We start from the raw sequence: 25,355 nt of genomic DNA, 5'->3' as shown, positions 1-25,355 counted from the left end.
ATTTAATTATTACCGTCGCTTACGATTCGCCCCCGCGCTGGACGGCTTATTCGGACGGCGGCACGTAGCCTTCGGCCTTGGCGTATTCTTCGCCGGAAAAGAACTTTTCCATCTCGCCTTGAAGGTACTTGCGATCCTCGGCGTTCATCATGTTCAGGCGTTTTTCGTTGATCAGCAGGGTCTGGTGTTTCTGCCAGTCGCCCCAGGCCTTGGCCGAAACGTTGTCGTAGATGTCCTGGCCCTTGGCGCCGGGGAATGGTGCGCGCTCCAGGCCTTCCAGTTGTTCTTTGTACTTGCGGCACATGATGGTGCGGGTCATTGCAACTCTCCTGCGTTCAATACGGCAGCCGCGCGTTCAAGCAACGTCTTCACCGGGGCGGCGAGGCCCAGGCGCGGCGGGGTGGCGAGGTTATACCAGAGCCAATCGGCCTCGGCCACGTGATGACCGGTTTCGTGGACCCGGACCAGCCAGGGTTCGATGGCCAACTGGAAATGGCTGAAAGTGTGAACCAGGCTCGGCATTGCCTGTTGCTGGCCCAGCTCCAGCGAGTGTTGCAGGGCCAGGTGTTGCAGATCATCCAGGTCGTCGAGCTCCGGCAGGCTCCACAATCCCCCCCACAAACCGGTGGAAGGGCGCCGGTAAAGCAAGATGGCGCCTTCGTGGTTTGCCAGCATCGGCATCAAGGTGCGCTTCTTCGGCACCTCCTTGCGGGGCTTGGGAATCGGATAACGGGTTTCCAGGCCCAGCATGTGTGCTTCACAGCCCTGTTTCAGCGGGCAGAGCAGGCAACTGGGCTTGCTGCGGGTACAGAGCGTGGCGCCCAGGTCCATCATCGCCTGGGTGTAGGCATTGACGCGATCCTGTGGGGTGAAGCGCTCGGCAGTGGCCCATAGCTGTTTCGCCACCTTGGGCTCGCCCGGGTAGCCTTCCTGGGCGGTGAAGCGCGCCAGCACCCGCTTGACGTTGCCATCGAGGATGGGTGCCCGCAGGCCCATGCTGATGCTGGCGATAGCGCCTGCGGTGGACAGGCCGATTCCCGGCAGTTCGGTGAGCTTCCCGACGTCCCGGGGGAATTCGCCGCCGTATTGCTCGACGACTATTTTCGCGGTTTTCTGCAGGTTGCGCGCGCGCGTGTAGTAACCGAGCCCGGTCCACAGGTGCAGCACTTCATCCTCCGGCGCGGCCGCGAGGGCCTCGACGGTGGGCAGCGCGGCCATGAAACGATCGAAATAACCGAGCACGGTGCTGACCTGGGTCTGCTGCAACATGATCTCCGAGACCCACACCCGATAGGGGGTGATGCCTTGTTGCCAAGGCAGGTCATGGCGTCCGTGACGGTCGAACCAATCCAGCACGGCGGTGGAAAACTGCTCGGATGTCATCGCTTGAACAGCCCCTTGAGCGCGTCTTTCAGCTCGGGGCTGACCTTGTCACCCAGCTTCTCATCGATCTTGTCGCCGAGACGATCGCCGGCCAGTTTCGCCGCGACCTTGCCCAGCCCGTCGTTGTCCAGGCGGCACGCTTTCGCACCCAGTTCCAGTGGGCCACGGCAGCGCAACGGCCATTCGACGTCGACATAGCGTTCGTTGACCTGGCAGGCCGGGTCGGGCATGTCGCTCTTGTCGCCTTCGACGATGACCCCGACGCGGTAGTCCATGCCCAGCACGCGCAGGTCGATGTCGCCATTGCCGTTGACGGTCATGCCGGGGATGCGCACCTTCAGGTCCGGGTTGCTGGCAACGCCGTTGTTGAAAGAGAGGTTACCGTTGAGCTGCCGGAACGGCGTGTCCTTGCCTCGCGGTTCGCCGCTGAGCGTCTTGCGGTTCAGCGTGGCGATGCCTTTGCACAATTGCTGCTCAAGGTTGGCGTTGAGCAGCACGCCGTCGTTGATGACGAATCCGGCGTTGCCGTTGAGGCTGTCGATCAGGGCCTTCTGACTGTTGCCACTGGCGGTTATTGCGCTGTTGAGCGTGACCAGTCCCTTGACGGGTGGATTCTTGCCCTGGCTTTCGATGATCTTTTCAGCCGGCACCCGGTTGATCTTGGTTTGCAGGCCCAGTTGTGGAGTGGGCTGACGAACGTCCAGCGTGCCTTTTGCTTCAAAGTTGCCGCTGTACAGATCGCCCCGAAGATTCTCGAGGGTCAGGAGGCCGCCTTGGCCAGAGGCCTTGAGGGCGGCATTCTGGATTGGCAGCTGGTCGAGGGTCAGTTGGCCGAAGGTCAGGTCGGCATCGATATCCAGCTTGCTCAGGCGCTCGACCGGGAACAGCCGGTCATTGCTCCAGGCGCCCTGGGTCGGGGCGCTGGGCAGCGGGGTGCTGCCAGCACCGGCCATGGCGCTGGCCTCGGTGTTGCTGACTTCCGCTTCCCGGGCTGCCTTGGCGCTGTCGGCTTCGGCGGACTTGGGTGGCAAATAGCGATCGACATTGAAGGTGTCGGCCTTGAGCTGTGCGCGAAGCGACTGCTTGGCGAAATCCTCCACGGCGATACGGCCGCTGAAGTTGCTTTCATCCAATTTGAGATTGATGTCGTTGAATTCGACGCTGGTTGGCGTGGCTGCGACGCGACTCGCCAGTTCGACCTTGGTCAGGCTGCCTTCCGCCATGGCCGGGAGTTTCTGGCCGACACTGTCGACGAAACTTGCGAGGTCGAACTGGGCAATCGAAATGCCGCCGTTCAGTTGCGGCGTCTTGTCGAGATCGTTGACTTTCAGCTCGCCCAAGGCGCGCAACTGGTTGAGGGAAAGCTTGATACCGGTCCATTCCGCGACGTTTGCCGCTCGGTCCAAGGACAATTGGCCTTGGGCTGCGAAGCTGACTGTCTTGCCCTGCAGCGGATCGCCGGTGGCTTCGCCGGACAACTTCAGGTCTTCGAATCGATAGCGCTGCACGGCGCGTTCGAAGCGCAGCTCGCCGGTCATTTCGGTGCGCACGCGTACGGCGGGCTGGTTGCTCGACAGGAACGCCGTGAGGGTGACCGGGATGTTGGTCGAGTCATGAACCGGGCCGGTGCTCAATTGGATGCTTTCGGCAGTGAACTGTTTACCCGTCTGTTCGTCGGTGTACTCGACCCGGGCGTTGTTGACGGTCAGGCTGTCGATGTCCAGGCGCGTTGGCTGCGCGGGTTTTTCCGCCGGTGCGTTGGCCGGTGGAGTGGGCTGCTCGACCGGTGTCGGCGCGTCCTTGGTCGACGCGGACGCGGGCGCCTTGCCGATGTCCTGCCAGTTGCCATGGCCGTTCTTGTCACGGTTGAGGCGCAGGTTCAGGCCTTCGACCCGGACATCGCTCATCTGCACTTCACGGCGCAGCAGCGGCATGACCCGCACCGACAGGCCGAGCATCTGCAAGTCGGCGAAAGGCTGCGTCGGATTGGCCAGGGTGGCGACGCTGGCTTCGTGCAGTTCCAGGCCCAGCCATGGGAACAGACTCCAGCCAATATCCCCATTGAGCGTCAGCTCGATGTGGGCTTTGTCGCGGGCTATCTGGCGAATTTCTTCCTTGTAGTCGTTGGGATCGAAGAGGTGGGTCAGGGCAAAGCCCAGGGCCACAATGATCAGCAACAGCCCGAGAAGTACCAGACCCAGGATTTTGCCGAACGCTTTCATGGGCGAATCCTTGTAGGTTGAGTTCAAATTTTGCCTGGGAGTATAACGTCCCGGGTTGGTGGCGCGTTGGGTGATCGATTTTTCGATCTGCGTCAACCGGCCAGATGCGGTCCCGTGGCGAGGGAGCTTGCTCCCGCTGGGCGGCGAAGCGGCCCCAAACCAGGCGAACAGGCATGCCCGGCGCACCGTGGATTCAGTTTTTGGGGAGCTGCGCTCCCAGCGGGAGCAAGCTCCCTCGCCACAGGGGCGCTAGCAAATATCCAGCGGCAATTTCAATTTCGCCGCCAATGCCTGGGCTTCCAGATGCCCGGCAGGCGCCTGAAGCCGAAGCTCGGCATTATCTTGCTGGGCCATCCTCCGGGCTTCGCTCACCAACCGCTCAGCCACGCCACGACGGCGCGTGATATTTCGTACGCATAGGTGGGACAAGCGCCAGGCGTTCTGGTGCCGTTGCAACCGTGCAGCACCGAGCAGGCGATCATTGAAGCGTGCCGCGATCAACGAACCTTCCTCCAGGCATTCTCCGACCAGTTGCGTGGCGTCGTTGAACGGCTCGAACAGCCAGGCGGGCGCGTCCCGATAGATTTTCTGCAGGTCCTGCTGATCCTGATGAGTGGCTTGTTCCAGGTGCTCGACAACGATGGGCATGGGAATTCCTGAAAAAATAAACGCATGGCGCCCTACAGAAAGCGGACAGAGGCGCGATAAGACGAATGACAGGAAAAAGGTGATAGCACTTTGGTTTTTCTGTCACGAGCAAATGGTAACCTTTGTCAGTTCGTCCGTCCTTCTGCGACGTGATGTCGCACTAAAATGGAGCTTCACTGCAAAATACAGTCATGCCTGCGTGCAATGAAGGCTGAGGGTGAGGTGTGGCTGGCGAACCATTCTAATAACTGGGGGATACACAATGAGCACGAGCATTACGGCCGGCGGCGTCGCCGACCAGCCTGCGTTCCTCTCCAAGGAACGCATTATCGCCAAGCCCGGCTTCAACCGCTGGCTGGTTCCACCGGCCGCGCTGGCCATTCACCTCTGCATCGGCATGGCCTATGGCTTCTCGGTGTTCTGGTTGCCACTGTCGAAGGCCTTGGGTATCACCAAGCCAGTCGCCTGCGCGCCGGACATGAGCTTCATCTCGCAAGTCTTTTCATCCCAATGCGACTGGCCGATCTCGATGCTCGGCTGGATCTACACCCTGTTCTTCATCTTCCTGGGTTGCTCGGCAGCCATCTGGGGCGGCTGGCTGGAACACGCCGGTCCGCGCAAGGCTGGCGTTGTCTCGGCCTTGTGCTGGTGCGGTGGCCTGCTGATTTCCGCGCTGGGCATCTATACCCACCAGATCTGGCTCATGTGGGTCGGCTCTGGTGTGATCGGTGGTATCGGCCTGGGCCTGGGCTATATCTCGCCAGTGTCCACGCTGATCAAGTGGTTCCCGGACAAGCGCGGCATGGCGACCGGCATGGCAATCATGGGCTTCGGTGGCGGCGCGATGGTCGGTGCTCCACTGGCTGCCGCGTTGATGAGCCATTTCGCTTCGCCGACCGAGGTCGGTGTATGGCAGAGCTTCCTGGTCATGGCTGCGATCTACTTCGTGTTCATGATCGGTGGCGCCCTGTCGTACCGCGTCCCGCCAACCGGCTGGAAGCCTGAAGGCTGGACCCCGGCACCGAAAAAAGCCGCGAACGCGATGATCACCCATCGCCACGTTCACGTGAACGTTGCCTGGAAAACCCCGCAATTCCGTCTGGTATGGCTGGTGCTGTGCCTGAACGTATCCGCCGGTATCGGCATCCTCGGCATGGCTTCGCCACTGCTGCAGGAAGTGTTCGGCGGCAAATTGCTCGGCAACGACCTGCCTTTTGGTCAGCTGGACGCTGCGCAACTGGGCCAGATCGCCGCCATCGCGGCCGGTTTCACCGGGCTGCTGAGCTTGTTCAACATCGGTGGCCGGTTCTTCTGGGCATCCTTCTCGGACTACCTGGGCCGTAAAAATACCTACTTCGTGTTCTTCGCCCTGGGTGTTGCCCTGTACTCGCTGATCCCTAACCTGGGTCACTTGGGCAGCATCGCGCTGTTCGTGGCGGCGTTCTGCATCATCCTGTCGATGTACGGCGGCGGCTTTGCCACCGTGCCGGCCTACCTGGCGGACCTGTTCGGTACGCAAATGGTTGGCGCGATCCACGGTCGTCTGCTGACGGCCTGGGCGGCGGCAGGCGTGCTGGGTCCGGTGCTGGTGAACTACCTGCGTGAATATCAGCTGAGCATCGGCGTTGAGCGTGCCGCGGCCTATGACATCACCTTGTATATCCTCGCCGGCCTGCTGGTGCTGGGCTTCCTGTGCAACCTGATGGTTCGTCCGGTCGCCGACAAGTACTTCATGACCGACGCCGAACTGGCCGCCGAACAGGCGCTGGGCCATGACAAGGGCGCCGACAGCACCACTTCGCTGGAATGGAAAGCCGCACCGGGCACCAAGCCCCTGGCGATCGCCGCCTGGCTGGTGGTGGGCATTCCGTTGGCGTGGGGCGTGTGGGTGACCCTGCAGAAGACGGCGGTGTTGTTCCACTAAGACCGTTGCCCTGGTCATCAGCCCAGGGCAACTTTTGTGGGAGCGAGCTTGCTCGCGATAGCGGTAGGTCAGCAGACAGCAATGTCGGCTGACACGCCCTCATCGCGAGCAAGCTCGCTCCCACAGTCGTTTTGGGTAATGGCAAAGGCTTGTATGCACATGTCTATCCCCGACCACACGGGCTTCAGCCCGTCAGTGATGTCACCTCTTTTGTTTCTGTTTGCCGCTCGCGCCCCTATAATGGCTGCCTTTTTCGCCCAATGATTTTGCGGAGCTGGTGATGGCCGAACGTAAGGCGTCTGTCGAGCGCGACACTCTGGAAACCCAGATCAAAGCCTCGATCAACCTGGATGGCACCGGAAAGGCCCGGTTTGATATCGGCGTGCCTTTTCTTGAGCACATGCTGGACCAGATCGCCCGTCACGGGCTGATCGACCTGGATATCGTCAGCAAGGGCGACCTGCACATCGACGACCACCACACGGTGGAAGACGTCGGTATCACCTTGGGCCAGGCCTTTACCAAAGCCATCGGCGACAAGAAGGGCATCCGTCGCTACGGCCATGCCTACGTGCCGCTCGATGAAGCGCTGTCGCGCGTGGTCATCGACTTCTCCGGCCGCCCTGGCCTGCAGATGCATGTGCCGTATACCCGCGCCACCGTCGGCGGCTTCGACGTCGACCTGTTCCAGGAGTTCTTCCAGGGCTTCGTCAACCACGCCAACGTGACCCTGCACATCGACAACCTGCGCGGGCACAACACCCACCACCAGATCGAAACCGTGTTCAAGGCTTTCGGCCGCGCGCTGCGCATGGCCGTGGAGCTCGATGACCGCATGGCCGGCCAGATGCCTTCCACCAAGGGCGTGCTGTAATGCAGACGGTCGCGGTTATCGACTACGGCATGGGCAACCTGCACTCGGTGGCCAAGGCCCTCGAACATGTGGGCGCCGGCAAGGTGCTGATCACCAGCGATGCCGATGTGATTCGCGAAGCCGACCGGGTGGTATTCCCCGGCGTCGGTGCGATTCGTGATTGCATGGCCGAGATTCGTCGCCTGGGCTTCGACAAGCTGGTGCACGAAGTCAGCCAGGACCGACCGTTCCTCGGCATCTGCGTGGGCATGCAAGCCTTGCTCGAGCGCAGCGAAGAAAACGACGGTGTCGATTGCATCTCGATGTTTCCCGGCCAGGTGAAGTTCTTTGGCAAGGGCCTGCATGAAGACGGCGAACACTTGAAGGTCCCGCACATGGGCTGGAACGAAGTGAAACAGACGGTCGATCATCCGCTGTGGCACAACATCCCGGACCTGGCGCGCTTCTACTTCGTGCACAGCTACTACATCGCCGCCGGTAACGCGCGGCAGGTGGTGGGCAGCGGTCACTATGGCGTCGATTTCGCCGCGGCCCTGGCCGATGGCTCGCGCTTCGCCGTGCAGTTCCACCCGGAGAAGAGCCACACCCATGGCCTGCAATTGCTGCAGAACTTCGCGGCGTGGGACGGTCGCTGGTAATGGCCCGCAAGAAACCGCCGATCCTCACCCTCACGCCTGAACAGGAAAGTGAAGCGAACCGCAAGATCCAGCGGTTCATGGAGGAGCGTTTCGAACTGGACCTGGGTTCGTTCGAAGCGGCGGAAATTCTTGATCTGTTTACCCGCGAAATTGCTCCGCACTATTACAACAGGGCGATTTTCGATGTGCAGGCGCACCTTAAAGAAAGGTTCGAAAGCATTGAAAGCGACTTGTGGGCGCTTGAAAAGAATTAGAGCAGCGGCAAGCTTCAAGCTTGAAGCTGCAAGTATTGGAATGCGTGCCTGCTTGCAGCTTATGGCTTGCAGCTTGCAGCTCTTTGACGAAGGAAAAGCATGCTAATTATCCCCGCTATCGATCTCAAGGACGGCGCTTGCGTCCGTCTGCGCCAGGGCCGCATGGAAGACTCCACAGTGTTTTCCGATGACCCGGTGAGCATGGCCGCCAAGTGGGTGGAGGGCGGCTGCCGTCGCCTGCATCTGGTCGACCTGAACGGTGCCTTCGAAGGCCAGCCGGTCAATGGCGAAGTGGTCACGGCCATTGCCAAGCGCTACCCGAACCTGCCGATCCAGATCGGCGGCGGCATTCGCTCGCTGGAAACCATCGAGCACTACGTCAAGGCTGGCGTGAGCTACGTGATCATCGGCACCAAGGCCGTGAAGGAACCCGAGTTCGTCGCCGAAGCCTGCCGCGCCTTCCCGGGCAAGGTCATCGTTGGCCTCGACGCCAAGGACGGTTTCGTCGCCACCGACGGTTGGGCGGAAGTCAGCACCGTGCAGGTGATCGACCTGGCCAAGCGCTTCGAAGCCGACGGCGTGTCTGCCATCGTCTACACCGACATCGCGAAGGACGGCATGATGCAGGGCTGCAACGTACCGTTCACCGCCGCCCTGGCCGCCGCGACGAAGATCCCGGTCATCGCTTCCGGTGGCATCCATAACCTGGGTGACATCAAGGCACTGCTCGACGCCAAGGCGCCGGGCATCATCGGGGCGATCACGGGCCGCGCGATTTATGAGGGCACACTGGATGTGGCAGAAGCCCAAGCCTTTTGTGATGGCTATGCGGCCAGCTCTAAGCTGTAAGCTACAAGCCGCAAGTTAAAGTGCGACCGCGATCCGCTTTTTCTTGCAGCTTGCAGCTTGAAGCTTGCAACTCGAGGACTAACCATGGCTTTAGCAAAACGCATCATTCCCTGCCTCGATGTGGACAACGGCCGGGTGGTCAAGGGCGTCAAGTTCGAGAACATTCGTGACGCCGGCGACCCGGTGGAAATCGCCCGTCGCTACGACGAACAGGGTGCCGACGAGATTACCTTCCTCGACATCACGGCCAGCGTCGATGGCCGCGATACCACGCTGCATACCGTCGAGCGCATGGCCAGCCAGGTGTTCATTCCCCTGACCGTGGGCGGTGGCGTGCGCACCGTGCAGGACATCCGCAACCTGCTCAATGCCGGTGCGGACAAGGTGTCGATCAACACCGCCGCGGTGTTCAACCCGGAATTCGTCGGTGAAGCGGCCCAGCATTTCGGCTCGCAGTGCATCGTCGTGGCGATCGATGCGAAGAAGGTTTCCGCGCCCGGCGAAACCCCGCGCTGGGAAATCTTCACCCACGGCGGGCGCAAACCCACCGGCCTGGACGCCGTCGAATGGGCGAAGAAGATGGAAGGCCTGGGCGCCGGTGAAATCCTGCTGACCAGCATGGACCAGGATGGCATGAAGAACGGCTTTGACCTCGGTGTCACCCGCGCCATCAGTGACGCCTTGGGCATCCCGGTGATTGCTTCCGGCGGCGTCGGCAACCTGCAACACCTGGCCGACGGCATCCTGGAAGGCCATGCCAGCGCGGTGCTGGCGGCGAGCATTTTCCACTTTGGCGAATACACCGTGCCGGAAGCCAAGGCCTACATGGCGCATCGCGGTATCTGCGTTCGCTGACCGCTGGACACCATGGCGGGCCCAAGGCACTCTTGGGCACACCATGGATTGCGGTAGCCCGACATGCTCAAACGCCTCGTTCTTGCCTTTGCCGGTGCCACGTTGCTGCTCGCCGGCACTGTCCGTGCCGCTGAAACATCGCTGGTGTTGCTGACGGAAAACTTCCCCCCGTACAACATGGCCAAGAACGGCAAGAACTTCGCCCAGGACGAAAACATCCATGGCATAGCCGTGGACGTGGTCCGCGAAATATTCAAGCGCGCCGATATCTCCTATAGCCTGACGCTGCGTTTCCCCTGGGAGCGAATCTACAAACTCGCGTTGGAAAAGCCGGGTTACGGTGTGTTCGTCATGGCGCGACTGCCCGAGCGCGAAAAACTCTTCAAATGGGTCGGTCCCATCGGGCCAGACGACTGGGTGATGCTCGCCAAGGCTGACAGCAAGATTGCCCTCGACTCGCTGGAGCAGGCGCGCCAATACCGGATTGGTGCCTACAAGGGCGACGCGATTGCCGAGACGTTGGCCAAGCAAGGGCTCAAGCCGATTGTCGTATTACGGGATCAGGACAACGCCAGGAAACTGGTCAACGGCCAGATCGATCTTTGGGCGACTGGCGACCCTGCCGGGCGTTACCTGGCGCGTCAGGAAGGCGTCAGCGATCTCAGGACCGTGCTGCGATTCAACAGCGCCGAGCTGTACCTGGCCTTGAACAAGGACGTGCCTGACGATGTGGTTGCCCGGTTGCAAAAGGCCCTGGATGAGTTGCGCAAGGAAGGCGCGGTGGACGCGATCATGGCGCGGTATCTCTAGAACTTCAGCCGCCGCACTGCCGCCTTCGCGAGCAGGCTCGCTCCCACAAAGTTGCCAGGGTGCTCACCGATGCGGTGCCCACCTCAGGTCCCCTGTGGGAGCCTGCTCGCGAACGCGGTGGATCAGCTTGTAGGGATGTTGAATGTGCTGGCCCCTTCGCGAGCAAGCTCGCTCCCACAAGGTTGCCAGGGTGCTCACCGATGCGGTGCCCACCTCAGGTCCCCTGTGGGAGCGAGCCTGCTCGCGAACGCGGTGGATCAGTTTGTAGGGATGTTGAATGTGCTGGCCCCTTCGCGAGCAAGCTCGCTCCCACAAAGTTGCCAGGGGGCTCACCGATGCGGTGCCCACCTCAGGTCCCCTGTGGGAGCGAGCTTGCTCGCGAAAGCGGTGGATCAGCTTGCATGAATGTTGAATGTGAAGCCGCTACCGATAAACCCCATCCTTCCCATGCCCGACCATCGCCCGATTGCTGCGCAGGCTGATCATCGACTTGATGTCGATCCATTCGATGCCTTGGGCCTTGAGCCGGGGCAGCTCGCGTTCGAGTACCGCCAGCGTCTGCGGGTAGGGATGGCCGATCATCACGGCCGAGCCCTGCCGGCGAGCCAGGTCGATGGCGGTCTGGAGCTGGTGGGCAATGGCCGCTTCGGTGCGCTCGTCATCCAGGAACACATCCCGCGACACGCTGGCCAGCCCGATTTTCTGGGCCTCGGCGGCAGCGACGGTCTGGGCGCTGGTGCGGCTGTCGACGAAAAACTTGTGCCGCTGCTGCAGATTCGCCATCAACCACGCCATGGCTTGGGGCTGGGCGGTCATGCGGCTGCCCATGTGGTTGTTGATCCCGCTGGTGTAGGGCACGGCCGCGAACGCGGCGTCGAGGCGCTTGCCCAGTTCTTCGATGGGCAAATCCGGATGCCAGGCGAACGGCCCGGTGGCCGGGTCCATGGGCATATGCAGCATGACGAGTTTGCCGGCGCGATGGGCTTCGCGGGCGAATTCGGCGGCGTGGGGTGTGTCGGGCATGATCGCGGCGGCGACCGGGCCGGGGAGGGCTAGCACACGGCGATCCCGGGGCAGGTTCTGCCCCAGGTCGTCGATGATCAGGCTCAGGTAAGCCTTGTGCGGCGAGGAGGGCGTGGCGGGCGCCGCGTTAACGGTCCCCGCCAGCAGGCACAGCAGAATGAAGATGCAACGCAGGCCCATCTCAGCGGCCGGACGTGATGTTCAATCCTTTGAGCAGGCTCAAGGCCTGGGCCAACTGATAGTCGTCGTCCTGCGGCATCGGCTTGGCCTTGGCGCCGGAACCGGTCGGTTTGTCGGCGCCGCCGTTGCCGTTGCCCAGGTGACCTTGCAGGTCGGCTTCCTTGAAGTACTCGCTGTCCTGCTCGCTGGTGATCTTGGCCTTGCGCACTTCGATGTCAGGGACGATGCCCTGGGCCTGGATGGAACGGCCATTAGGTGTGAAGTACAGCGCGGTGGTGATCTTCAGCGCGCGGTCGTTGTTCAGCGGCAACACGGTCTGCACCGAGCCCTTGCCGAAGCTGGTGGTGCCCATGACCACGCCGCGTTTCTGATCTTGCAGGGCGCCGGCGACGATTTCCGAGGCCGAGGCGCTGCCGCCGTTGATCAGCACGACCAGCGGAACGGCTTCGCTCAGGTCATTGCCCGTAGCCGAGAAGCGCAGCTCGGAATTGGCGATGCGGCCCTTGGTGTAGACGATCAGGCCCTTGGTGATGAAGTGATCCACCACTTCCACCGCTGACTGCAACACGCCGCCGGGGTTGTTGCGCAGGTCCAGGACCAGGCCGTTGAGTTTCTTGCCGTTGTCCTTGCGCAGCTTGGCCAGGGCCTTGGCGACTTCTTCGCCGGTCTTGACCTGGAACTGGGTGATGCGGATGTAGCCGTAGCCCGATTCCAGCAGTTGGCTCTTCACGCTCTTGACCTGGATGACGGCCCGCGTGAGCGTCACGTCGAACGGCGTGCCACCGTCGCGTACCAAGGTCAGGGTGATCTTCTGGCCAATCTTGCCGCGCATCTTGTCCACGGCTTCAGTCATGCTCTGGCCGCGTGTCGGCTGGCCGTTGATCTTGACGATGAAGTCACCGGCCTGGATGCCGGCCTTGGAAGCAGGGGTGTCGTCGATGGGCGAGACCACCTTGACGAAGCCGTCTTCGCTGCCGACCTCGATGCCCAGGCCGCCGAACTCGCCGCTGGTGCTTTCCTGCAGTTCGGCAAAGTCGTCCGGTCCCAGATAGGCAGAGTGCGGGTCAAGATTGCTGAGCATGCCCTTGATGGCGTTTTCCAGCAGCATCTTGTCGTCCACTGGTTCGACGTAGGCGGCTTTGATCCGGTCCATGACCTCGGCAAAGGTGCGCAGTTCGTCCAGCGGCAGCGGGGCCTTGGTGGTCGCGGCCGTGGCGGCGGGTGCCGACGGGGCCGGCTCGGCGGCGAAAGCCAGGGGCGCGCCGATCACGAGGGCGATCGTCAGGGCCAGCGAGGTGAGGCGGGACAAATGCAGCATGTCGAACGAACTCCTGAGTTGGATGGGCGCGCTTATCCTTGCGCACGACACCATTGGGCCGGGTCACTGGGGCGACCCTGCTGGCGAATAGCGAAATACAGTGCTGGCGTATCCTGCCCGCCACTGTTGCCGACCGTTGAGATGGACTCGCCGGCCTTGACCACATCCCCCGCCGATTTGAGCAGCGTCTGGTTGTGGCCGTAAAGGCTCAGGTATCCATTGCCGTGATCGAGGATCACCAGCAAGCCGGCGCCGCGCAGCCAATCGGCAAACACCACGCGCCCGCCATGTACGGCATGCACCTGGCTACCGGCGGAGGCGCTGATCATCACGCCGTCCCACTTGGTGCGGGTATCGTCGCCGCGGGTTTCACCGAAGCGCGCAAGTAATCGACCATTGACCGGCCATGGAAGTTTGCCTCGGGCCGAAGCAAAAGCGCCGCCGAAGGTTTCACCGTCACTGGACACCAGTGCGCCGGGGCTGGATTTTGCCGGTTTGCGCGGTGCGTCGCCGGCGTCCGCGTCGGCCTGGGCTTCACGCAACCGCTTTTTTTCGGCTTCCTGCTGGGCGATCAGCGCTTTCTGGCGCGCTTCTTCCGCCTCACGGGCCTGGCGAGCCAGGGTTTCTTCGATGGTTTTCAACACATTGGCCAGTTCGGCCTGGTCCTGCTCGCGGGCCTTGAGCTTGCTGTCGCGGGCTTTCACGTCGTCGTTGAGCTTAGCCAGGGCCACCTGGCGCTCCTTGCGAACCTTCTCGAGCTCTTCGCGCTGGGTGTCGAGGCTGCTTTTCTGCACCAGCAACTGGGCTTGCTGCAACTCGATGTCTTTTTCGACATTGGCCAGCTGGCGCAGGGTTTCGTTGAAGTTCTTGAGCTGCTCCAGGCGGGCCTGGCTCAGGTAATCGTAATAAGTGAGGGTGCGGGCGAATTTCTCGGGGTTCTGCTGGTTGAGCAGCAGCTTGAGGTATTCCTGGCGACCGTTCTGGTAGGCCGCCCGAGCCTGGATGGCGATCAGCTTTTGCTGTTCAGTGCGCGCGCTCTGGAGTTTTTTTTTCTCACCATCGAGTCGCTGCAGCTCGGATTCGCTTTTCTTCAGCTCTTTCTGCAGGGCGTCGACCTGCTTCTCCAGCTTGCCCATTTCCGTCTCGGTGCCGCGCAGGTCTTTCTGCACGCTGGATTTTTCTTCCTGCAACTTGTTCAGCAGCTTTTTCAGCTCGGCAATGTCCTGGCGCGTGGCTTCCAACTGTTGTTGGGTTTGCGCGCGCTCGTCGGCGAAGGCCGGTTGGAGCAGGCAGGTCAGGGCAAGGGCTATCAGGACGCGAAGCATAGAGGCGGGCGACACCAGGGAAAGGGACGGCCTAGTATGCCCGCCCCACGCTGCAAAAAAAACGTCCATTTGGGGCTGTGTGATAACTGGCCGAAAAAACACCAAACCCTTTGTGGGGGCGAGCCTGCTGTGGCGAGGGAGCTTGCTCCCGCTGGGCTGCGATGCAGCCCCTCAATAGAGATCAAGCCAGAAGCCTCTGCGACGGGAGCAAGCTCCCTTGCCACAAAAGCTGCGCTCAAACCTGCGACGCTTCGTCAGACCAGGATCGAAGTCCCGGTCATCTCCGCCGGCTTTTCCATGCCCAGCAACATCAGCATGGTCGGGGCCACGTCCGCCAGTACGCCGCCGTCACGGACCTTGAAATCGCGCTTGCCGACATAGATGAACGGCACCGGTTCGGTGGTATGGGCGGTGTGGGCCTGGCCGGTGGACTCGTCGGACATCTGCTCGACGTTGCCATGGTCCGCCGTGATCAGGGCTTCGCCACCGACTTTCTCCAGGGCGTCGACGATGCGACCCACGCAAGTGTCCAGGCATTCCACCGCCTTGACCGCTGCGTCGAAAACGCCGCTGTGGCCGACCATGTCGCCGTTGGCGTAGTTCACCACGATCACGTCGTAGCGCTGGTTCTCGATGGCATCGACGATGCGATCGGTGACTTCCGGCGCGCTCATTTCCGGCTGCAGGTCATAGGTGGCGACTTTCGGCGACGGGATCAGGATGCGCTCTTCGCCCGGGAAGGGCTCTTCACGGCCGCCGGAGAAGAAGAATGTCACGTGGGCGTACTTTTCGGTTTCAGCGATGCGCAGCTGGGTCTTGCCGTTTTTCGCCAGGTAATCGCCCAGCACGTTTTCCAGGCTGCCGGCGGCGAAGGCCGATGGCGCGGGAATGCTGGCGGCGTATTGGGTCAGCATCACGAAGCCGGCCAGTTTCGGCTGGCGGGCGCGCTCGAACGCCTTGAAATCGTCTTCGACGAATACGCGGGTCAATTCGCGGGCACGGTCGGCGCGGAAGTTCATGAACACCACGGCGTCGCCGTCTTCTACTTTTACCGGCTCGCCGAGAGTGGTGGCCTTGACGAATTCATCGCTTTCACCGCGCTCATAGGCGGCTTGCAAGCCTTCCTGGGCGGTGGCCGCATGGAATTCGGCATTGCCGTCGACGATCAGGTTGTAGGCCTGGGCGACGCGGTCCCAGCGATTGTCACGGTCCATGGCGAAGTAGCGGCCGATCAGGCTGGCAATCCGGCCCTTGCCCAGCGCCTTGAAGGTATTGTCCAGCAACGTGATCGACGACTCGGCGCTCTTCGGCGGCGTGTCGCGACCGTCGAGGAAGGCGTGCAGGTAGATGTCTTGGGCGCCGCGCTTGGCGGCCAGTTCGGCCATGGCGATCAGGTGATCCTGGTGGCTGTGCACGCCGCCATCGGACAGCAGGCCCATGAAATGCACGGCCTTGCCGGCGGCGACGGCTTTATCCACGGCGGCGCAGATGGTCGGGTTCTCGAAGAATTCGCCATCGCGGATCGACTTGGTCACCCGGGTGAAGTCCTGGTACACCACGCGGCCCGCGCCGAGGTTCATGTGGCCGACTTCGGAGTTGCCCATCTGCCCGTCGGGCAGGCCTACATCCATGCCGCTGCCGGAGATCAAGCCGTTCGGCACGGTGGCCCACAGGCGATCCAGTACAGGCTTCCTGGCCGCGTATACGGCGTTGGATTCGTGGCTGTCACTGTGACCGAAGCCGTCCAGAATCATCAGGACCAAAGGTTTAGGCGTGGTAGTCATGGAATCCACTCGTGGCTGGTTGAAAGAAGACGATGGAAAAGGGACGGGCAGTTTAAAGGTAAGTTCCGGTGCCGTCACCGCCGGGCGGGGTTTGGCCGGCCTTGTGTGCTGTGTATACTGGCCGACATTTTAACGCCCTGGAACCTCCTTCGATGGTTGCTCACCTGATTGAATTTGCCACTAACCACTACATTCTCGTCGGTATCTTCGTCGTACTGTTGGCGTTGCTGTTGGCCCATACGATGCAGGGCGGCGGACGCAGCCTGAGCACTGGCGAGCTGACCGCGCTGGTCAACAAGGATGCCGGCGTGGTGGTCGATATCCGCGCGAGCAAGGAATACGCCGCCGGTCACATTGTCGGCGCGCTGAATATTCCGCAGGACAAACTGATCGCACGCGTTGGCGAACTGGAAAAGCACAAGGCCAAGACGCTGATCCTGGTGGACGCCCAAGGCCAGCAGGCCGGTACCCTTGCCCGCGAACTGATGAAGTCCGGCTTCACCGCCGCCAAACTGTCCGGTGGCGTTGCGAGCTGGAAAGCCGACAATCTGCCCCTGGTGAAGTGAGATGCCCCACGTAGTTGTCTACTCCAGCGATTACTGCCCCTATTGCTCCCGAGCCAAGCACTTGCTCCAGAGCAAAGGCGTGGCCTTCGAAGAGATCAAGGTCGACGGCAAGCCGCAACTGCGTGCCGAAATGACCCAGAAGGCCCGGCGTACCTCCGTGCCGCAGATCTGGATCGGCGACACCCACGTGGGCGGTTGCGATGATCTGTACGCCCTGGAGCGCGCCGGCAAGCTCGACGCGCTGCTCAAGGCCTGAATTCCTATCAACAGAACTGAAGTAAGAAGGATCTGCGATGACTGACCAACAGAACACTGCTGCCACTGAAGAAGAAGCCGCACCGCAATTCTCCTTGCAGCGCATTTATGTACGTGACCTGTCCTTCGAAGCCCCGAAAAGCCCGGCGATCTTTCGCCAGCAGTGGGAGCCGAGCGTAGGCCTGGACCTGAACACCCGTCAGAAAGCCCTGGAAGATGACTTCCACGAAGTGGTGCTGACCCTGTCGGTAACCGTGAAAAACGGTGACGAAGTGGCGTTCATTGCCGAAGTGCAACAAGCCGGGATCTTCCTGATCAAGAACCTGGACGCCGCTTCGATGAGCCACACCCTGGGCGCCTTCTGCCCGAACATCCTGTTCCCGTACGCTCGCGAAACCCTGGACAGCCTGGTGACCCGCGGTTCGTTCCCGGCCCTGATGCTGGCCCCGGTGAACTTCGATGCCCTGTACGCGCAAGAGCTGCAGCGCATGCAAGAGGAAGGCGGCGCGACCGTTCAGTAAACGGCGCTGTCAGCCCTGTACGAGCCTTGTGGGAGCGAGCTTGCTCGCGATAGCGGTGTATCAGTCAACAACAAAGCCGACTGACCCAACGCCATCGCGAGCAAGCTCGCTCCCACAGGTGTTTCTGGCTGACAGAAAGCTTCAGGCGAAGCCGTTCTGCCGCCACGCCTCATAAACCGCCACCGCCACGGTGTTGGACAGGTTCAGGCTCCGGCAACCCTCGCGCATCGGTAGTCGCAGGCGTTGTTCGGCGGGCAGGGCATCGAGCACGTCGGCCGGCAGGCCGCGGCTCTCCGGGCCGAACAGGAACGCATCGCCCGCGACGAAACGGGCGTCATGAAACGGTCGCGAGCCCTTGGTCGTGAAAGCGAACAGGCGTGGATGCCCCAGGCTCTCCAGGCAACTGGCCAGGTCGGCGTGCCGCTGCAAAGTGGCATACTCGTGATAGTCGAGGCCGGCGCGGCGCAGGCGCTTGTCGTCCATGTCGAAGCCCAGCGGTTCGATCAAATGCAGGTGGCAGCCACTGTTGGCGCACAGCCTGATGACGTTGCCGGTATTCGGCGGGATTTCCGGTTGAAAAAGGATGACGTGAAACATGCACGGCTCCGCAGATGAAGATGAGCGGCATTCTACGCCGCAAACCGACCGACGTTCGAAGCTAATGCCTCGGGTGATGGGGTCGTTGGCGATTTTTGGGATGATGATCGGGTTGATGATCGGACGCCTGACCACACCCGAGCCGAGCGTGCTGCAGCAGGTCGAAGTCACCAACGGCGGGCTGGTAGCCTGGTTCAACAACGAACCCAAGTTGCACGGGGAAGTCATCGACGGCTCGGTGGCGCTGTTGTTCGACGCAGAGGGTTCACCGCAGAACGGCCAGCTCAAGCTCAACGGCAAGGATGTGAATTGGCGGGTGCGGTTGAGTGACAAGGGCTTGTTGCTGACGCTGGTGGCGGCGCGTCCGTTGCGAGGGGAGTGGGCCGGCAGCGAAGTCGATGACCGCTGGCGGCTGGAGATCCGTCTCCAGGAGCAATAAAAGAGGGAATCCCCGGCCTGCCTGTACCAAGGTCCCCAAAACGGGAGGGCTCGCGCTCAGCGCAGGGCCCTGGGTGTAAAGAAGGGAAACCTTGACCTGCCTGTATCAAGGCCCCCAAAACAGTGGGCTCGATGAGCCCGGTATAAAAGAGGGGAATCCCCGGCCTGCCTGTACCAAGGTCCCCAAAACTGGGTAGTGATCTAGCTATTGCAGGGGGCGTGCCAGTTTTAAATGGCTTGTCACAAAAACATAGTTGTAGATGCGCAAAGCCCCGTAATCCGGGGCTTTGGCTTTTGTTTGTGCGGTTTTTTTCGAACTGGGTCGATTGGTTTTGGCTAGAGGTGCATGTGCAATTGCGGTTCGTAGTGCATTGATGCGGTGCACAAACTTTTTAAAAGGCATCGTCGGATCGCCGCCCGGAGCAAGCTCGCTCCCACAGGACGGCGGTGATAGTCGCAACACCGCAAAACCTTGTGGGAGCGAGCTTGCTCGCGACGGGGCCTTCAAATTCAGCGAAAGGTTAAAGGCTGATCAGCCCTCATCCCCCTCGTCATCATCCCCGCCATCGACCTTCATCCCCAATTCCTTGATCTTGCGGGTCAAGGTGTTGCGGCCCCAGCCCAGCAGCACGGCGGCATCGCGGCGGCGGCCGGCGGTGTGCTTGAGGGCGGTTTCGATCATGATGCGTTCGAAACTCGGCACGGCGCTGTCCAGAAGGCTCGATTGGCCGCGGGCCAGTGCCTGGTCAGCCCACTGGCGCAGGGCCTGTTCCCAGTTGGTCACCGGCGCCGAATCCTGTGGCAGGCTCAACAGTTCCGGTGGCAGGTCGCTAATGTGCACTTCGCGACCCGACGCCATCACCGTGATCCAACGGCAGGTGTTCTCCAACTGACGGACGTTGCCGGGCCACGGCAGGTTCTTGAGGTATTCCTCGGTTTCGTTCTTGAGCAGCTTGGGCTCGACCGCCAGTTCCTGGGCGGCGCGGCCGAGGAAGTGCCGGGCGAGGGTCGGGATGTCTTCGCGACGGTCCGCCAGGCGCGGGATGTGGATGCGAATCACGTTCAGGCGATGGAACAAGTCTTCCCGGAACTTGCCGGCGTGGACCAGGGTTTCCAGGTTCTGGTGGGTCGCAGCGATGATCCGTACATCGACCTTGACCGGTGTATGCCCGCCAACGCGATAGAACTCGCCATCGGCCAGTACGCGCAGCAAGCGAGTCTGGGTGTCAGCCGGCATGTCGCCGATTTCGTCGAGGAACAGCGTGCCGCCGTCGGCTTGCTCGAAGCGTCCGCGTCGCAGGTTGGCCGCGCCGGTGAACGCACCTTTCTCATGGCCAAACAGCTCGGATTCCATCAGATCCTTCGGAATCGCCGCCATGTTCAATGCAATGAACGGCGATGCCGCCCGCGGGCTGTGGCGGTGCAGGGCGTGGGCAACCAATTCCTTGCCGGTGCCCGACTCGCCGTTGATCAACACGGTGATATTGGAATGGCTCAGGCGGCCGATGGCGCGAAACACTTCCTGCATCGCCGGCGCTTCGCCGATGATTTCCGGCGTGCGGGCCAGGGCCGGCACTTCTTCCAGGCCTTGTTGTTCCTGGGCGTGCTGGTTGGCGCGCTTGACCAGGGACACGGCTTCGTCGACATCGAACGGCTTGGGCAGGTATTCGAACGCACCGCCCTGGTAGGACGCGACGGCGCTGTCCAGGTCGGAGTGGGCGGTCATGATGATCACCGGCAGCCGTGGGTGCTGCTCGCGAATCCGCGCCAGCAGGTCCAGGCCACTGGCGCCGGGCATGCGGATGTCGGAGATGATGACGTCCGGCTGCTGACGGGCCAGGCGGCTCATCACCCCGTCGGCGCTGTCGAAGCTCTGGGTGGTCATGCCTTCCTGTTGCAAGGCTTTTTCCAGGACCCAGCGGATAGAACGGTCGTCATCGACGATCCACACGGTTTCACTACGGCTCATGTCGATGTGGCTCCTTGTTCCAGTGGCAGGAAGATCGAGAAAGTGGTGTGGCCGGGGTGGCTTTCACATTCGATCAAGCCCTGATGCTGACTGATGATGTTCTGGGTGATGGACAGGCCCAGCCCGGTACCGTCCGGGCGGCCGCTGACCATCGGGAAGAAGATGGTTTCCTGCAATTCCTGGGGAATGCCCGGACCGTTGTCGATGATTTCGATCTTGGTCACCAGGCGATGGCGTACATGGCCGATGGTGAACTGGCGCATGGCGCGGGTGCGCAGGCTGATGCGGCCCAGGCGCAGCTCGTTCTGGCTGCTGATGGCCTGCATGGCGTTGCGCACGATGTTCAGCACCGCCTGGATCATCTGTTCGCGGTCGATCAAGACGTCGGGAATGCTCGGGTCATAGTCGCGCACCAACGTGATGCAGCCCTGGCTTTCGGCTTCGACCAGGCTGCTGACGCGTTCCAATACTTCGTGGACGTTGCACAACGCCAGCGACGGCAGCTTGTTCGAGCCGAGCATGCGGTCCACCAGGTTTCGCAGGCGGTCGGCTTCTTCGATGATGACGTTGGTGTAGTCCTTGAGGCTTTCCTCTGGCAATTCCCGGGCGAGCAACTGTGCCGCGCCGCGAATGCCGCCCAGCGGATTCTTGATCTCGTGGGCGAGGCCGCGCACCAGCATCTTGCTGGTTTCCTGCTTGGAGATCTGCGCTTCTTCCTTGGTGATGCGCAGCAGGCGATCACGGGGATGGACTTCCAACAGCAGCAGCGTGGCGTGGTTGTTCAGGATCGGCGTTACCGCGTAGTCGACGGTCAGGGTCTGGCCGGTCAGGGCGGTCAGCATCGCTTCGCGCTTGGTGAACGGATGCGCCTGTTCCACGGCCTGGCGCAGGGAATTGAGCGCTTCGGCGGACTCGGTAAACAGTTCGCTGATGAACTGCCCATGGCTGCGCTGACCGCTGACGGCCAGGAGCATCTCCGCCGCCGGGTTCATGTACTCGAGGCGCAGTTCGGCATCAAGCAGGATGGTCGCGGTGGTGAGATTGTCGAGCAGCAAGCGGTGTAGTGCGTCGCTAATGGTCATCAGGACCTCTTTTAAAGCGTAGCGATCGAGGGCAGGCCCCCAAATCGCGCGCGCGGTTAATGCGCTGATACCAGCAAAATGCAAAAACCAAACCAAGGCTCCGAAAAGAAGCGTTTAGAGCCTCAAAAGGCCATTTTTCGCCCAGTTGCGTGGCGTTCTGCCAGCTTTTTCGGGTACTTTCGAACCAAAATGGGATTTGAAACTGGGTAGCGTGCAGTGTATTGCACCAACATGGTGCGCTGCCTTGGGCGGCTTTAGAAGAACGGCAGGATGCTGGGTTTTTCTTCTTCGGGTTTTTCAGCAAGGGGGCATTCGGGACGCTGGCCATAGTCGGCTATGGCGCAGGGCTTGACGCGGCGTTTCTGCGCCAGGGACATGCGTTGCATGTGGAAGGGTTGGTTGGCGGTGCGTTCGACGATACGGCCTTGCTCATCCAGGATTTCGACCGCCAGATGGTGAGTGCCCCGGTCGATGTTTTTCAAGGCAAATACCGGACTGGGCCCTGGCTCTGCGGTGGGCTGGCCGTCCAGCAGCAGACGGTAGCGGTGACCTCTTTGCAGGCCAGGTTCGCTGGTCGCGGTAACGATCAACTCCCCGGCGGTGCTGCGTATCGTGGCGTCCGGTTCGGGAATCAACAGCCGGAGCATCTCGTAACGGAACAAGGGCTCGGCTTGTGGCGGCTCGACCGGCGTTGTCGAGTTGATGCCGGAGGCGGGTGTCGGCATGCGATTACTGGGCGGCAGCTGTACTTTCCTGGCATTGCCGGGGCGTGGCTGGTCGGTGAAGACGCGATTGCCCTGGGCGTCGATGTAGGTGTAGACCTGCGCCAGGCCAGGCGTTGCGATCAGCAACAGGCCAAGGGCGACTAGCGGGCGGATCATGGCAGGTGCACTCGTTGCACGGTGAAGGTAACGGTTTCGCTCTGCTGCACGAGGCGTTCCCCGTCGATCACCTGGACTGCCAGGCTGTGCTCGCCGCGATCGATGTTCACCAGTTGCAGGCGCGGCACATTGCTCGGCTGGCCGTAAGGTTGGCCGTCGAGCAGCAACCTGAACAGATGTGGGCCCTGCAGGCGCGGTTGCGACCTAACGCCGACGGTGAAGGTGCCGTTGTTGGCGCGCAGGGCCTCTTCGGTGGGGATGTCGGTCAGTTCCAGCTGTTCGTAGGTTTTGCGCGGCGCGTTGTTGTCTTCCTGCGTCGGGGAAGTATCGGGATTGGCCGGCGCCTGGAGTTCAACGCTGTTGAGCGGCGGCAGTTCCACGGCCTGGGCCGGCACGCCGTCGGGGGGCTGGTTGCTGTAGGCGGTGTTGCCGTCGGCGTCGGTGTATTTGTAGATCTGCGCGGCGGCGGGCAGCGCCAGCAGCAATAAGAGCAGGATTGAAAAACTGCGACCCATGGAAAAATCGACCGAAAACTAAAAGTGATGGGTGCAGCATAGGCCAGGGCGGATGGTTGGCCCAAGTTGTTGTGCTGCTCCCACAGGGGATTTGCTGTGAGCACCCATCTTGTGCCCGATGCAAAACCATTGTGGGAGCGAGCTTGCTCGCGATGGCGGTGTGTCAGGCAATGAGGTGTTGGATAGACTGGCCTCATCGCGAGCAAGCTCGCTCCCACAGGGGGAAGGGGGGGGCTCAGGATTTCGGAGAGAGACACAGTCCGCCGGTTGCCCGGATCAGGGCCAGCCGGTGTATCGGGTGCTGCTTGTTGTGGTGAGTGGCGCGGGCCAGCCATTGCGGACACTGCGGGTCGGTGCGGTAGGGCGCGAAGTCGGCCAGTTGCTGCAGCAGGCGCTTTTGCAGGCGGTCAAGTTTGGGGCGGATCTCGTCCACCAGGTCCGGGCGCGGCAGATCCGGCGCCTTGCCCTCCAGGGCCCAGTCGGACAAGTTGACGTATTGGATGAATTTGTTGGCCTCTATCTGGGCGGCGAAAAACGCTTCCACGGTTTCACCGCTCAGCTTGTAGGCAGGCGCCTGGGCCACGGCGCCGGCAATGACTTCACGTTCGCGCTGACGGTCTTCCACGGGTTTGCCGCTGTCCCATTTGCTCAACGCCACTTGATCGGCGATCAGCAGGCGTTCGCCGATGGCATTGAGCAGCGGGGTCAGGGCTTCGGGGGCGTTGTTGGCCTCGGCTGTGGAACATAGCAGTGCTGCAGACAGGGCGAGGCAAATCTTCAAGCGGGAAGTCATTGGCAATCTCGTCTTGTGAGGGGGGGGCGGCGCATCATCATGCACGTAACCAGCGCCCATGAAAAAGGCCTCCCGAAGGAGGCCTCTCTTTGACTCACGCCGTGCGTGGCGGCGCTTACTGGATCAGCAGCTGTAGTACAGCTCGTATTCCAGTGGGTGTACGAAGGTGCGAACCTTGATTTCTTCTTCGCTTTTCAGTGCGATGTAAGCGTCGATGAAGTCATCGCTGAATACGCCGCCCTTGGTCAGGAACGCACGGCCCTTGTCCAGCTCTTCCAGGGCTTCTTTCAGGCTGCCACAAACCTGTGGGATTTCCTTGGCCTCTTCAGGCGGCAGGTCATACAGGTTCTTGTCAGCGGCATCGCCAGGGTGGATCTTGTTCTGGATACCGTCCAGGCCGGCCATCATCAGTGCAGCGAAGGCCAGGTATGGGTTGGCAGCCGGATCCGGGAAGCGCGCTTCGATACGGCGGGCTTTCGGGCTGTTCACGTAAGGAATACGGATCGAGGCGGAGCGGTTGCGAGCCGAGTAGGCCAGCATCACCGGGGCTTCGAAGCCTGGCACCAGACGCTTGTAGGAGTTGGTCGACGGGTTGGTGAAGCCGTTCAGGGCCTTACCGTGCTTGATGATGCCGCCGATGAAGTACAGGGCGGTGTCCGACAGGCCGGCATAACCTTCGCCAGCAAAGGTGTTCTTGCCGTCCTTGGAGATCGACATGTGCACGTGCATGCCCGAACCGTTGTCGCCGTACAGAGGCTTCGGCATGAAGGTCGCGGTACGGCCGTAGGCGTCGGCAACGTTGTGTACGCAGTACTTCAGGGTTTGTACTTCGTCAGCCTTCTTCACCAGCGTGTTGAATTTCACGCCGATTTCGTTCTGGCCGGCAGTCGCCACTTCGTGGTGGTGAACTTCGACGGTCTGGCCCATTTCTTCCAGTGCGTTGCACATGGAGGTACGGATTTCGTGGTCGAAGTCGAACGGTGGAACCGGGAAGTAGCCGCCCTTGATGCCTGGACGGTGGCCTTTGTTGCCGCCTTCCACGTCCTGGTCGGACATCCACGAACCTTGTTCGGAGAAGATCTTGAACATGGAGCCGGAGATGTCGGACTTGAACTTGACCGAGTCGAAGATGAAGAACTCAGGCTCTGGACCGAAGAAAGCGGTGTCGCCGATGCCGGTGGACTTCAGGTATTCCTCGGCACGGTGGGCGATGGCGCGTGGGTCGCGGTCATAGCCTTGCATGGTCGAAGGTTCGATGATGTCGCAGACCAGGATCAGGGTCGGCTCTTCGGTGAACGGGTCCAGGACGGCAGTGCTGTCGTCCGGCATCAGGATCATGTCGGAGGCTTCGATGCCTTTCCAGCCGGAGATGGAGGAACCGTCGAACATCTTGCCGATTTCGAAGAATTCGTCGTCCAGCGCATCACGGGCCGGCATGGTCACGTGATGTTGAGTGCCTTTGGTGTCAGTGAAGCGCAGATCAATCCACTTGACGTCATGATCTTTGATGAGTTGAACCGACTTCGACATATGTCCTCCGGGTGGCTTCGGGCGGGTAGTGGAGTGCCCTTAGATATGGGTGATGCCGGCGCGAATACTCTGCCAAGGCAACCTGCCTCACAAGGGAGCAAATTGCATGCCAGTGCCCCAC

The 25,355-nt window shown here is 61.5% G+C and carries 26 protein-coding genes; 11 read left to right on the top strand and 15 right to left on the bottom strand.

Features of this window, described 5'->3' with window-relative positions; translation table 11 throughout:
- Positions 1–46: 46 nt before the first annotated feature.
- The 4 genes from M8Q45_RS23065 to panM form a co-directional block, all read right to left on the bottom strand.
- Positions 47–319, bottom strand: a complete 273-nt coding sequence (locus M8Q45_RS23065) for an oxidative damage protection protein (RefSeq protein ID WP_030141485.1) — start codon at positions 317–319, stop codon at positions 47–49.
- Entirely contained in the window at positions 316–1,383 is a 1,068-nt protein-coding gene (mutY, locus tag M8Q45_RS23060) for an A/G-specific adenine glycosylase (protein ID WP_249876521.1), read from the bottom strand. Before mutY ends, M8Q45_RS23065 begins: the two co-directional genes overlap by 4 nt.
- The gene (locus M8Q45_RS23055) at positions 1,380–3,605 is read right to left on the bottom strand and encodes an AsmA family protein (RefSeq protein WP_249876520.1); all 2,226 of its coding nucleotides are present in this window, start codon (positions 3,603–3,605) and stop codon (positions 1,380–1,382) included. The genes mutY and M8Q45_RS23055 overlap by 4 nt, the downstream gene beginning before the upstream one ends.
- Before the next feature lie 249 nt (positions 3,606–3,854).
- The gene (gene panM / locus M8Q45_RS23050) at positions 3,855–4,253 is read right to left on the bottom strand and encodes an aspartate 1-decarboxylase autocleavage activator PanM (protein ID WP_249876519.1); all 399 of its coding nucleotides are present in this window, start codon (positions 4,251–4,253) and stop codon (positions 3,855–3,857) included.
- A gap of 262 nt (positions 4,254–4,515) precedes the next feature.
- Here panM and M8Q45_RS23045 point away from each other — a divergent pair, with 262 nt between their 5' ends.
- The 7 genes from M8Q45_RS23045 to M8Q45_RS23015 all read left to right on the top strand — a co-directional run bounded on the left by M8Q45_RS23045 (position 4,516) and on the right by M8Q45_RS23015 (position 10,457).
- Positions 4,516–6,177, top strand: a complete 1,662-nt coding sequence (locus tag M8Q45_RS23045) for an OFA family MFS transporter (protein WP_249876518.1) — start codon at positions 4,516–4,518, stop codon at positions 6,175–6,177.
- Positions 6,178–6,457: 280 nt separating this feature from the next.
- Positions 6,458–7,051 carry an imidazoleglycerol-phosphate dehydratase HisB gene (gene hisB / locus M8Q45_RS23040; RefSeq protein ID WP_003186751.1) on the top strand — a complete coding sequence of 198 codons (594 nt, stop codon included), beginning with the start codon at positions 6,458–6,460 and terminating at the stop codon, positions 7,049–7,051.
- The gene (hisH, locus tag M8Q45_RS23035) at positions 7,051–7,689 is read left to right on the top strand and encodes an imidazole glycerol phosphate synthase subunit HisH (RefSeq protein ID WP_018606318.1); all 639 of its coding nucleotides are present in this window, start codon (positions 7,051–7,053) and stop codon (positions 7,687–7,689) included. The genes hisB and hisH overlap by 1 nt, the downstream gene beginning before the upstream one ends.
- Positions 7,689–7,943, top strand: coding sequence for a DUF2164 domain-containing protein (locus M8Q45_RS23030; protein WP_030141479.1), 255 nt, complete (start codon positions 7,689–7,691; stop codon positions 7,941–7,943). The genes hisH and M8Q45_RS23030 overlap by 1 nt, the downstream gene beginning before the upstream one ends.
- Before the next feature lie 99 nt (positions 7,944–8,042).
- Complete coding sequence (gene hisA / locus M8Q45_RS23025) at positions 8,043–8,792, top strand: 1-(5-phosphoribosyl)-5-[(5-phosphoribosylamino)methylideneamino]imidazole-4-carboxamide isomerase (RefSeq protein WP_249876517.1); 750 nt, start codon at positions 8,043–8,045, stop codon at positions 8,790–8,792.
- An 84-nt stretch (positions 8,793–8,876) separates the two neighbouring features.
- Positions 8,877–9,647, top strand: a complete 771-nt coding sequence (gene hisF, locus M8Q45_RS23020; RefSeq protein WP_249876516.1) for an imidazole glycerol phosphate synthase subunit HisF — start codon at positions 8,877–8,879, stop codon at positions 9,645–9,647.
- 63 nt (positions 9,648–9,710) lie between these two features.
- Positions 9,711–10,457 (top strand): substrate-binding periplasmic protein, encoded by a 747-nt coding sequence (locus tag M8Q45_RS23015; protein WP_249876515.1) that lies wholly within the window; start codon positions 9,711–9,713, stop codon positions 10,455–10,457.
- Between the two features lie 423 nt (positions 10,458–10,880).
- Here M8Q45_RS23015 and M8Q45_RS23010 read toward each other — a convergent pair whose 3' ends face one another.
- From M8Q45_RS23010 to gpmI, 4 genes are all read right to left on the bottom strand, one after another.
- The gene (locus M8Q45_RS23010) at positions 10,881–11,660 is read right to left on the bottom strand and encodes a divergent polysaccharide deacetylase family protein (protein ID WP_249876514.1); all 780 of its coding nucleotides are present in this window, start codon (positions 11,658–11,660) and stop codon (positions 10,881–10,883) included.
- Position 11,661: 1 nt separating this feature from the next.
- Positions 11,662–12,978: a S41 family peptidase gene (locus M8Q45_RS23005; RefSeq protein ID WP_249876513.1), complete on the bottom strand. Its 1,317-nt coding sequence runs from the start codon at positions 12,976–12,978 to the stop codon at positions 11,662–11,664.
- 32 nt (positions 12,979–13,010) lie between these two features.
- Entirely contained in the window at positions 13,011–14,303 is a 1,293-nt protein-coding gene (locus M8Q45_RS23000; protein WP_249876512.1) for a murein hydrolase activator EnvC family protein, read from the bottom strand.
- 254 nt (positions 14,304–14,557) lie between these two features.
- On the bottom strand, positions 14,558–16,087 hold the full coding sequence (gene gpmI / locus M8Q45_RS22995; protein WP_249876511.1) for a 2,3-bisphosphoglycerate-independent phosphoglycerate mutase: 1,530 nt from the start codon (positions 16,085–16,087) through the stop codon (positions 14,558–14,560).
- Between the two features lie 152 nt (positions 16,088–16,239).
- Between gpmI and M8Q45_RS22990 the strand changes: the two genes are divergently transcribed.
- From M8Q45_RS22990 to secB, 3 genes are read left to right on the top strand one after another with little or no spacing between them, the layout of a single operon-like run.
- Positions 16,240–16,653, top strand: a complete 414-nt coding sequence (locus M8Q45_RS22990; protein ID WP_249876510.1) for a rhodanese-like domain-containing protein — start codon at positions 16,240–16,242, stop codon at positions 16,651–16,653.
- 1 nt (position 16,654) lies between these two features.
- Entirely contained in the window at positions 16,655–16,909 is a 255-nt protein-coding gene (grxC, locus tag M8Q45_RS22985; protein WP_030141472.1) for a glutaredoxin 3, read from the top strand.
- A gap of 37 nt (positions 16,910–16,946) precedes the next feature.
- The gene (secB, locus tag M8Q45_RS22980) at positions 16,947–17,429 is read left to right on the top strand and encodes a protein-export chaperone SecB (protein WP_030141471.1); all 483 of its coding nucleotides are present in this window, start codon (positions 16,947–16,949) and stop codon (positions 17,427–17,429) included.
- A gap of 141 nt (positions 17,430–17,570) precedes the next feature.
- Here secB and trmL read toward each other — a convergent pair whose 3' ends face one another.
- On the bottom strand, positions 17,571–18,026 hold the full coding sequence (gene trmL, locus M8Q45_RS22975; protein WP_249876509.1) for a tRNA (uridine(34)/cytosine(34)/5-carboxymethylaminomethyluridine(34)-2'-O)-methyltransferase TrmL: 456 nt from the start codon (positions 18,024–18,026) through the stop codon (positions 17,571–17,573).
- On the opposite strand from trmL, the gene M8Q45_RS22970 reads away from it, so the two are divergent.
- A complete protein-coding gene (locus tag M8Q45_RS22970; RefSeq protein WP_249876508.1) occupies positions 18,025–18,465 on the top strand; it encodes a hypothetical protein in 441 nt (146 codons plus the stop codon). The two genes, trmL and M8Q45_RS22970, sit on opposite strands and share 2 nt — an antisense overlap.
- A gap of 531 nt (positions 18,466–18,996) precedes the next feature.
- Here the strand turns inward: M8Q45_RS22970 and ntrC are convergent.
- The 6 genes from ntrC to glnA all read right to left on the bottom strand — a co-directional run bounded on the left by ntrC (position 18,997) and on the right by glnA (position 25,234).
- On the bottom strand, positions 18,997–20,433 hold the full coding sequence (gene ntrC / locus M8Q45_RS22965) for a nitrogen regulation protein NR(I) (protein WP_030141468.1): 1,437 nt from the start codon (positions 20,431–20,433) through the stop codon (positions 18,997–18,999).
- Positions 20,430–21,515 (bottom strand): nitrogen regulation protein NR(II), encoded by a 1,086-nt coding sequence (glnL, locus tag M8Q45_RS22960; protein WP_030141467.1) that lies wholly within the window; start codon positions 21,513–21,515, stop codon positions 20,430–20,432. Before glnL ends, ntrC begins: the two co-directional genes overlap by 4 nt.
- A gap of 254 nt (positions 21,516–21,769) precedes the next feature.
- A complete protein-coding gene (locus M8Q45_RS22955) occupies positions 21,770–22,396 on the bottom strand; it encodes a DUF4124 domain-containing protein (protein WP_249876507.1) in 627 nt (208 codons plus the stop codon).
- Positions 22,393–22,911 (bottom strand): DUF4124 domain-containing protein, encoded by a 519-nt coding sequence (locus M8Q45_RS22950; RefSeq protein ID WP_249876506.1) that lies wholly within the window; start codon positions 22,909–22,911, stop codon positions 22,393–22,395. The genes M8Q45_RS22955 and M8Q45_RS22950 overlap by 4 nt, the downstream gene beginning before the upstream one ends.
- A gap of 235 nt (positions 22,912–23,146) precedes the next feature.
- Positions 23,147–23,704 (bottom strand): chorismate mutase, encoded by a 558-nt coding sequence (locus tag M8Q45_RS22945; protein WP_249876505.1) that lies wholly within the window; start codon positions 23,702–23,704, stop codon positions 23,147–23,149.
- 123 nt (positions 23,705–23,827) lie between these two features.
- Positions 23,828–25,234, bottom strand: a complete 1,407-nt coding sequence (glnA, locus tag M8Q45_RS22940) for a type I glutamate--ammonia ligase (protein ID WP_030141463.1) — start codon at positions 25,232–25,234, stop codon at positions 23,828–23,830.
- Positions 25,235–25,355 lie beyond the last annotated feature (121 nt).

This window comes from Pseudomonas sp. T1.Ur (assembly GCF_023516725.1).
GTDB lineage: Bacteria > Pseudomonadota > Gammaproteobacteria > Pseudomonadales > Pseudomonadaceae > Aquipseudomonas > Aquipseudomonas alvandae.
This window is presented reverse-complemented; position numbering and strand designations above follow the sequence as displayed.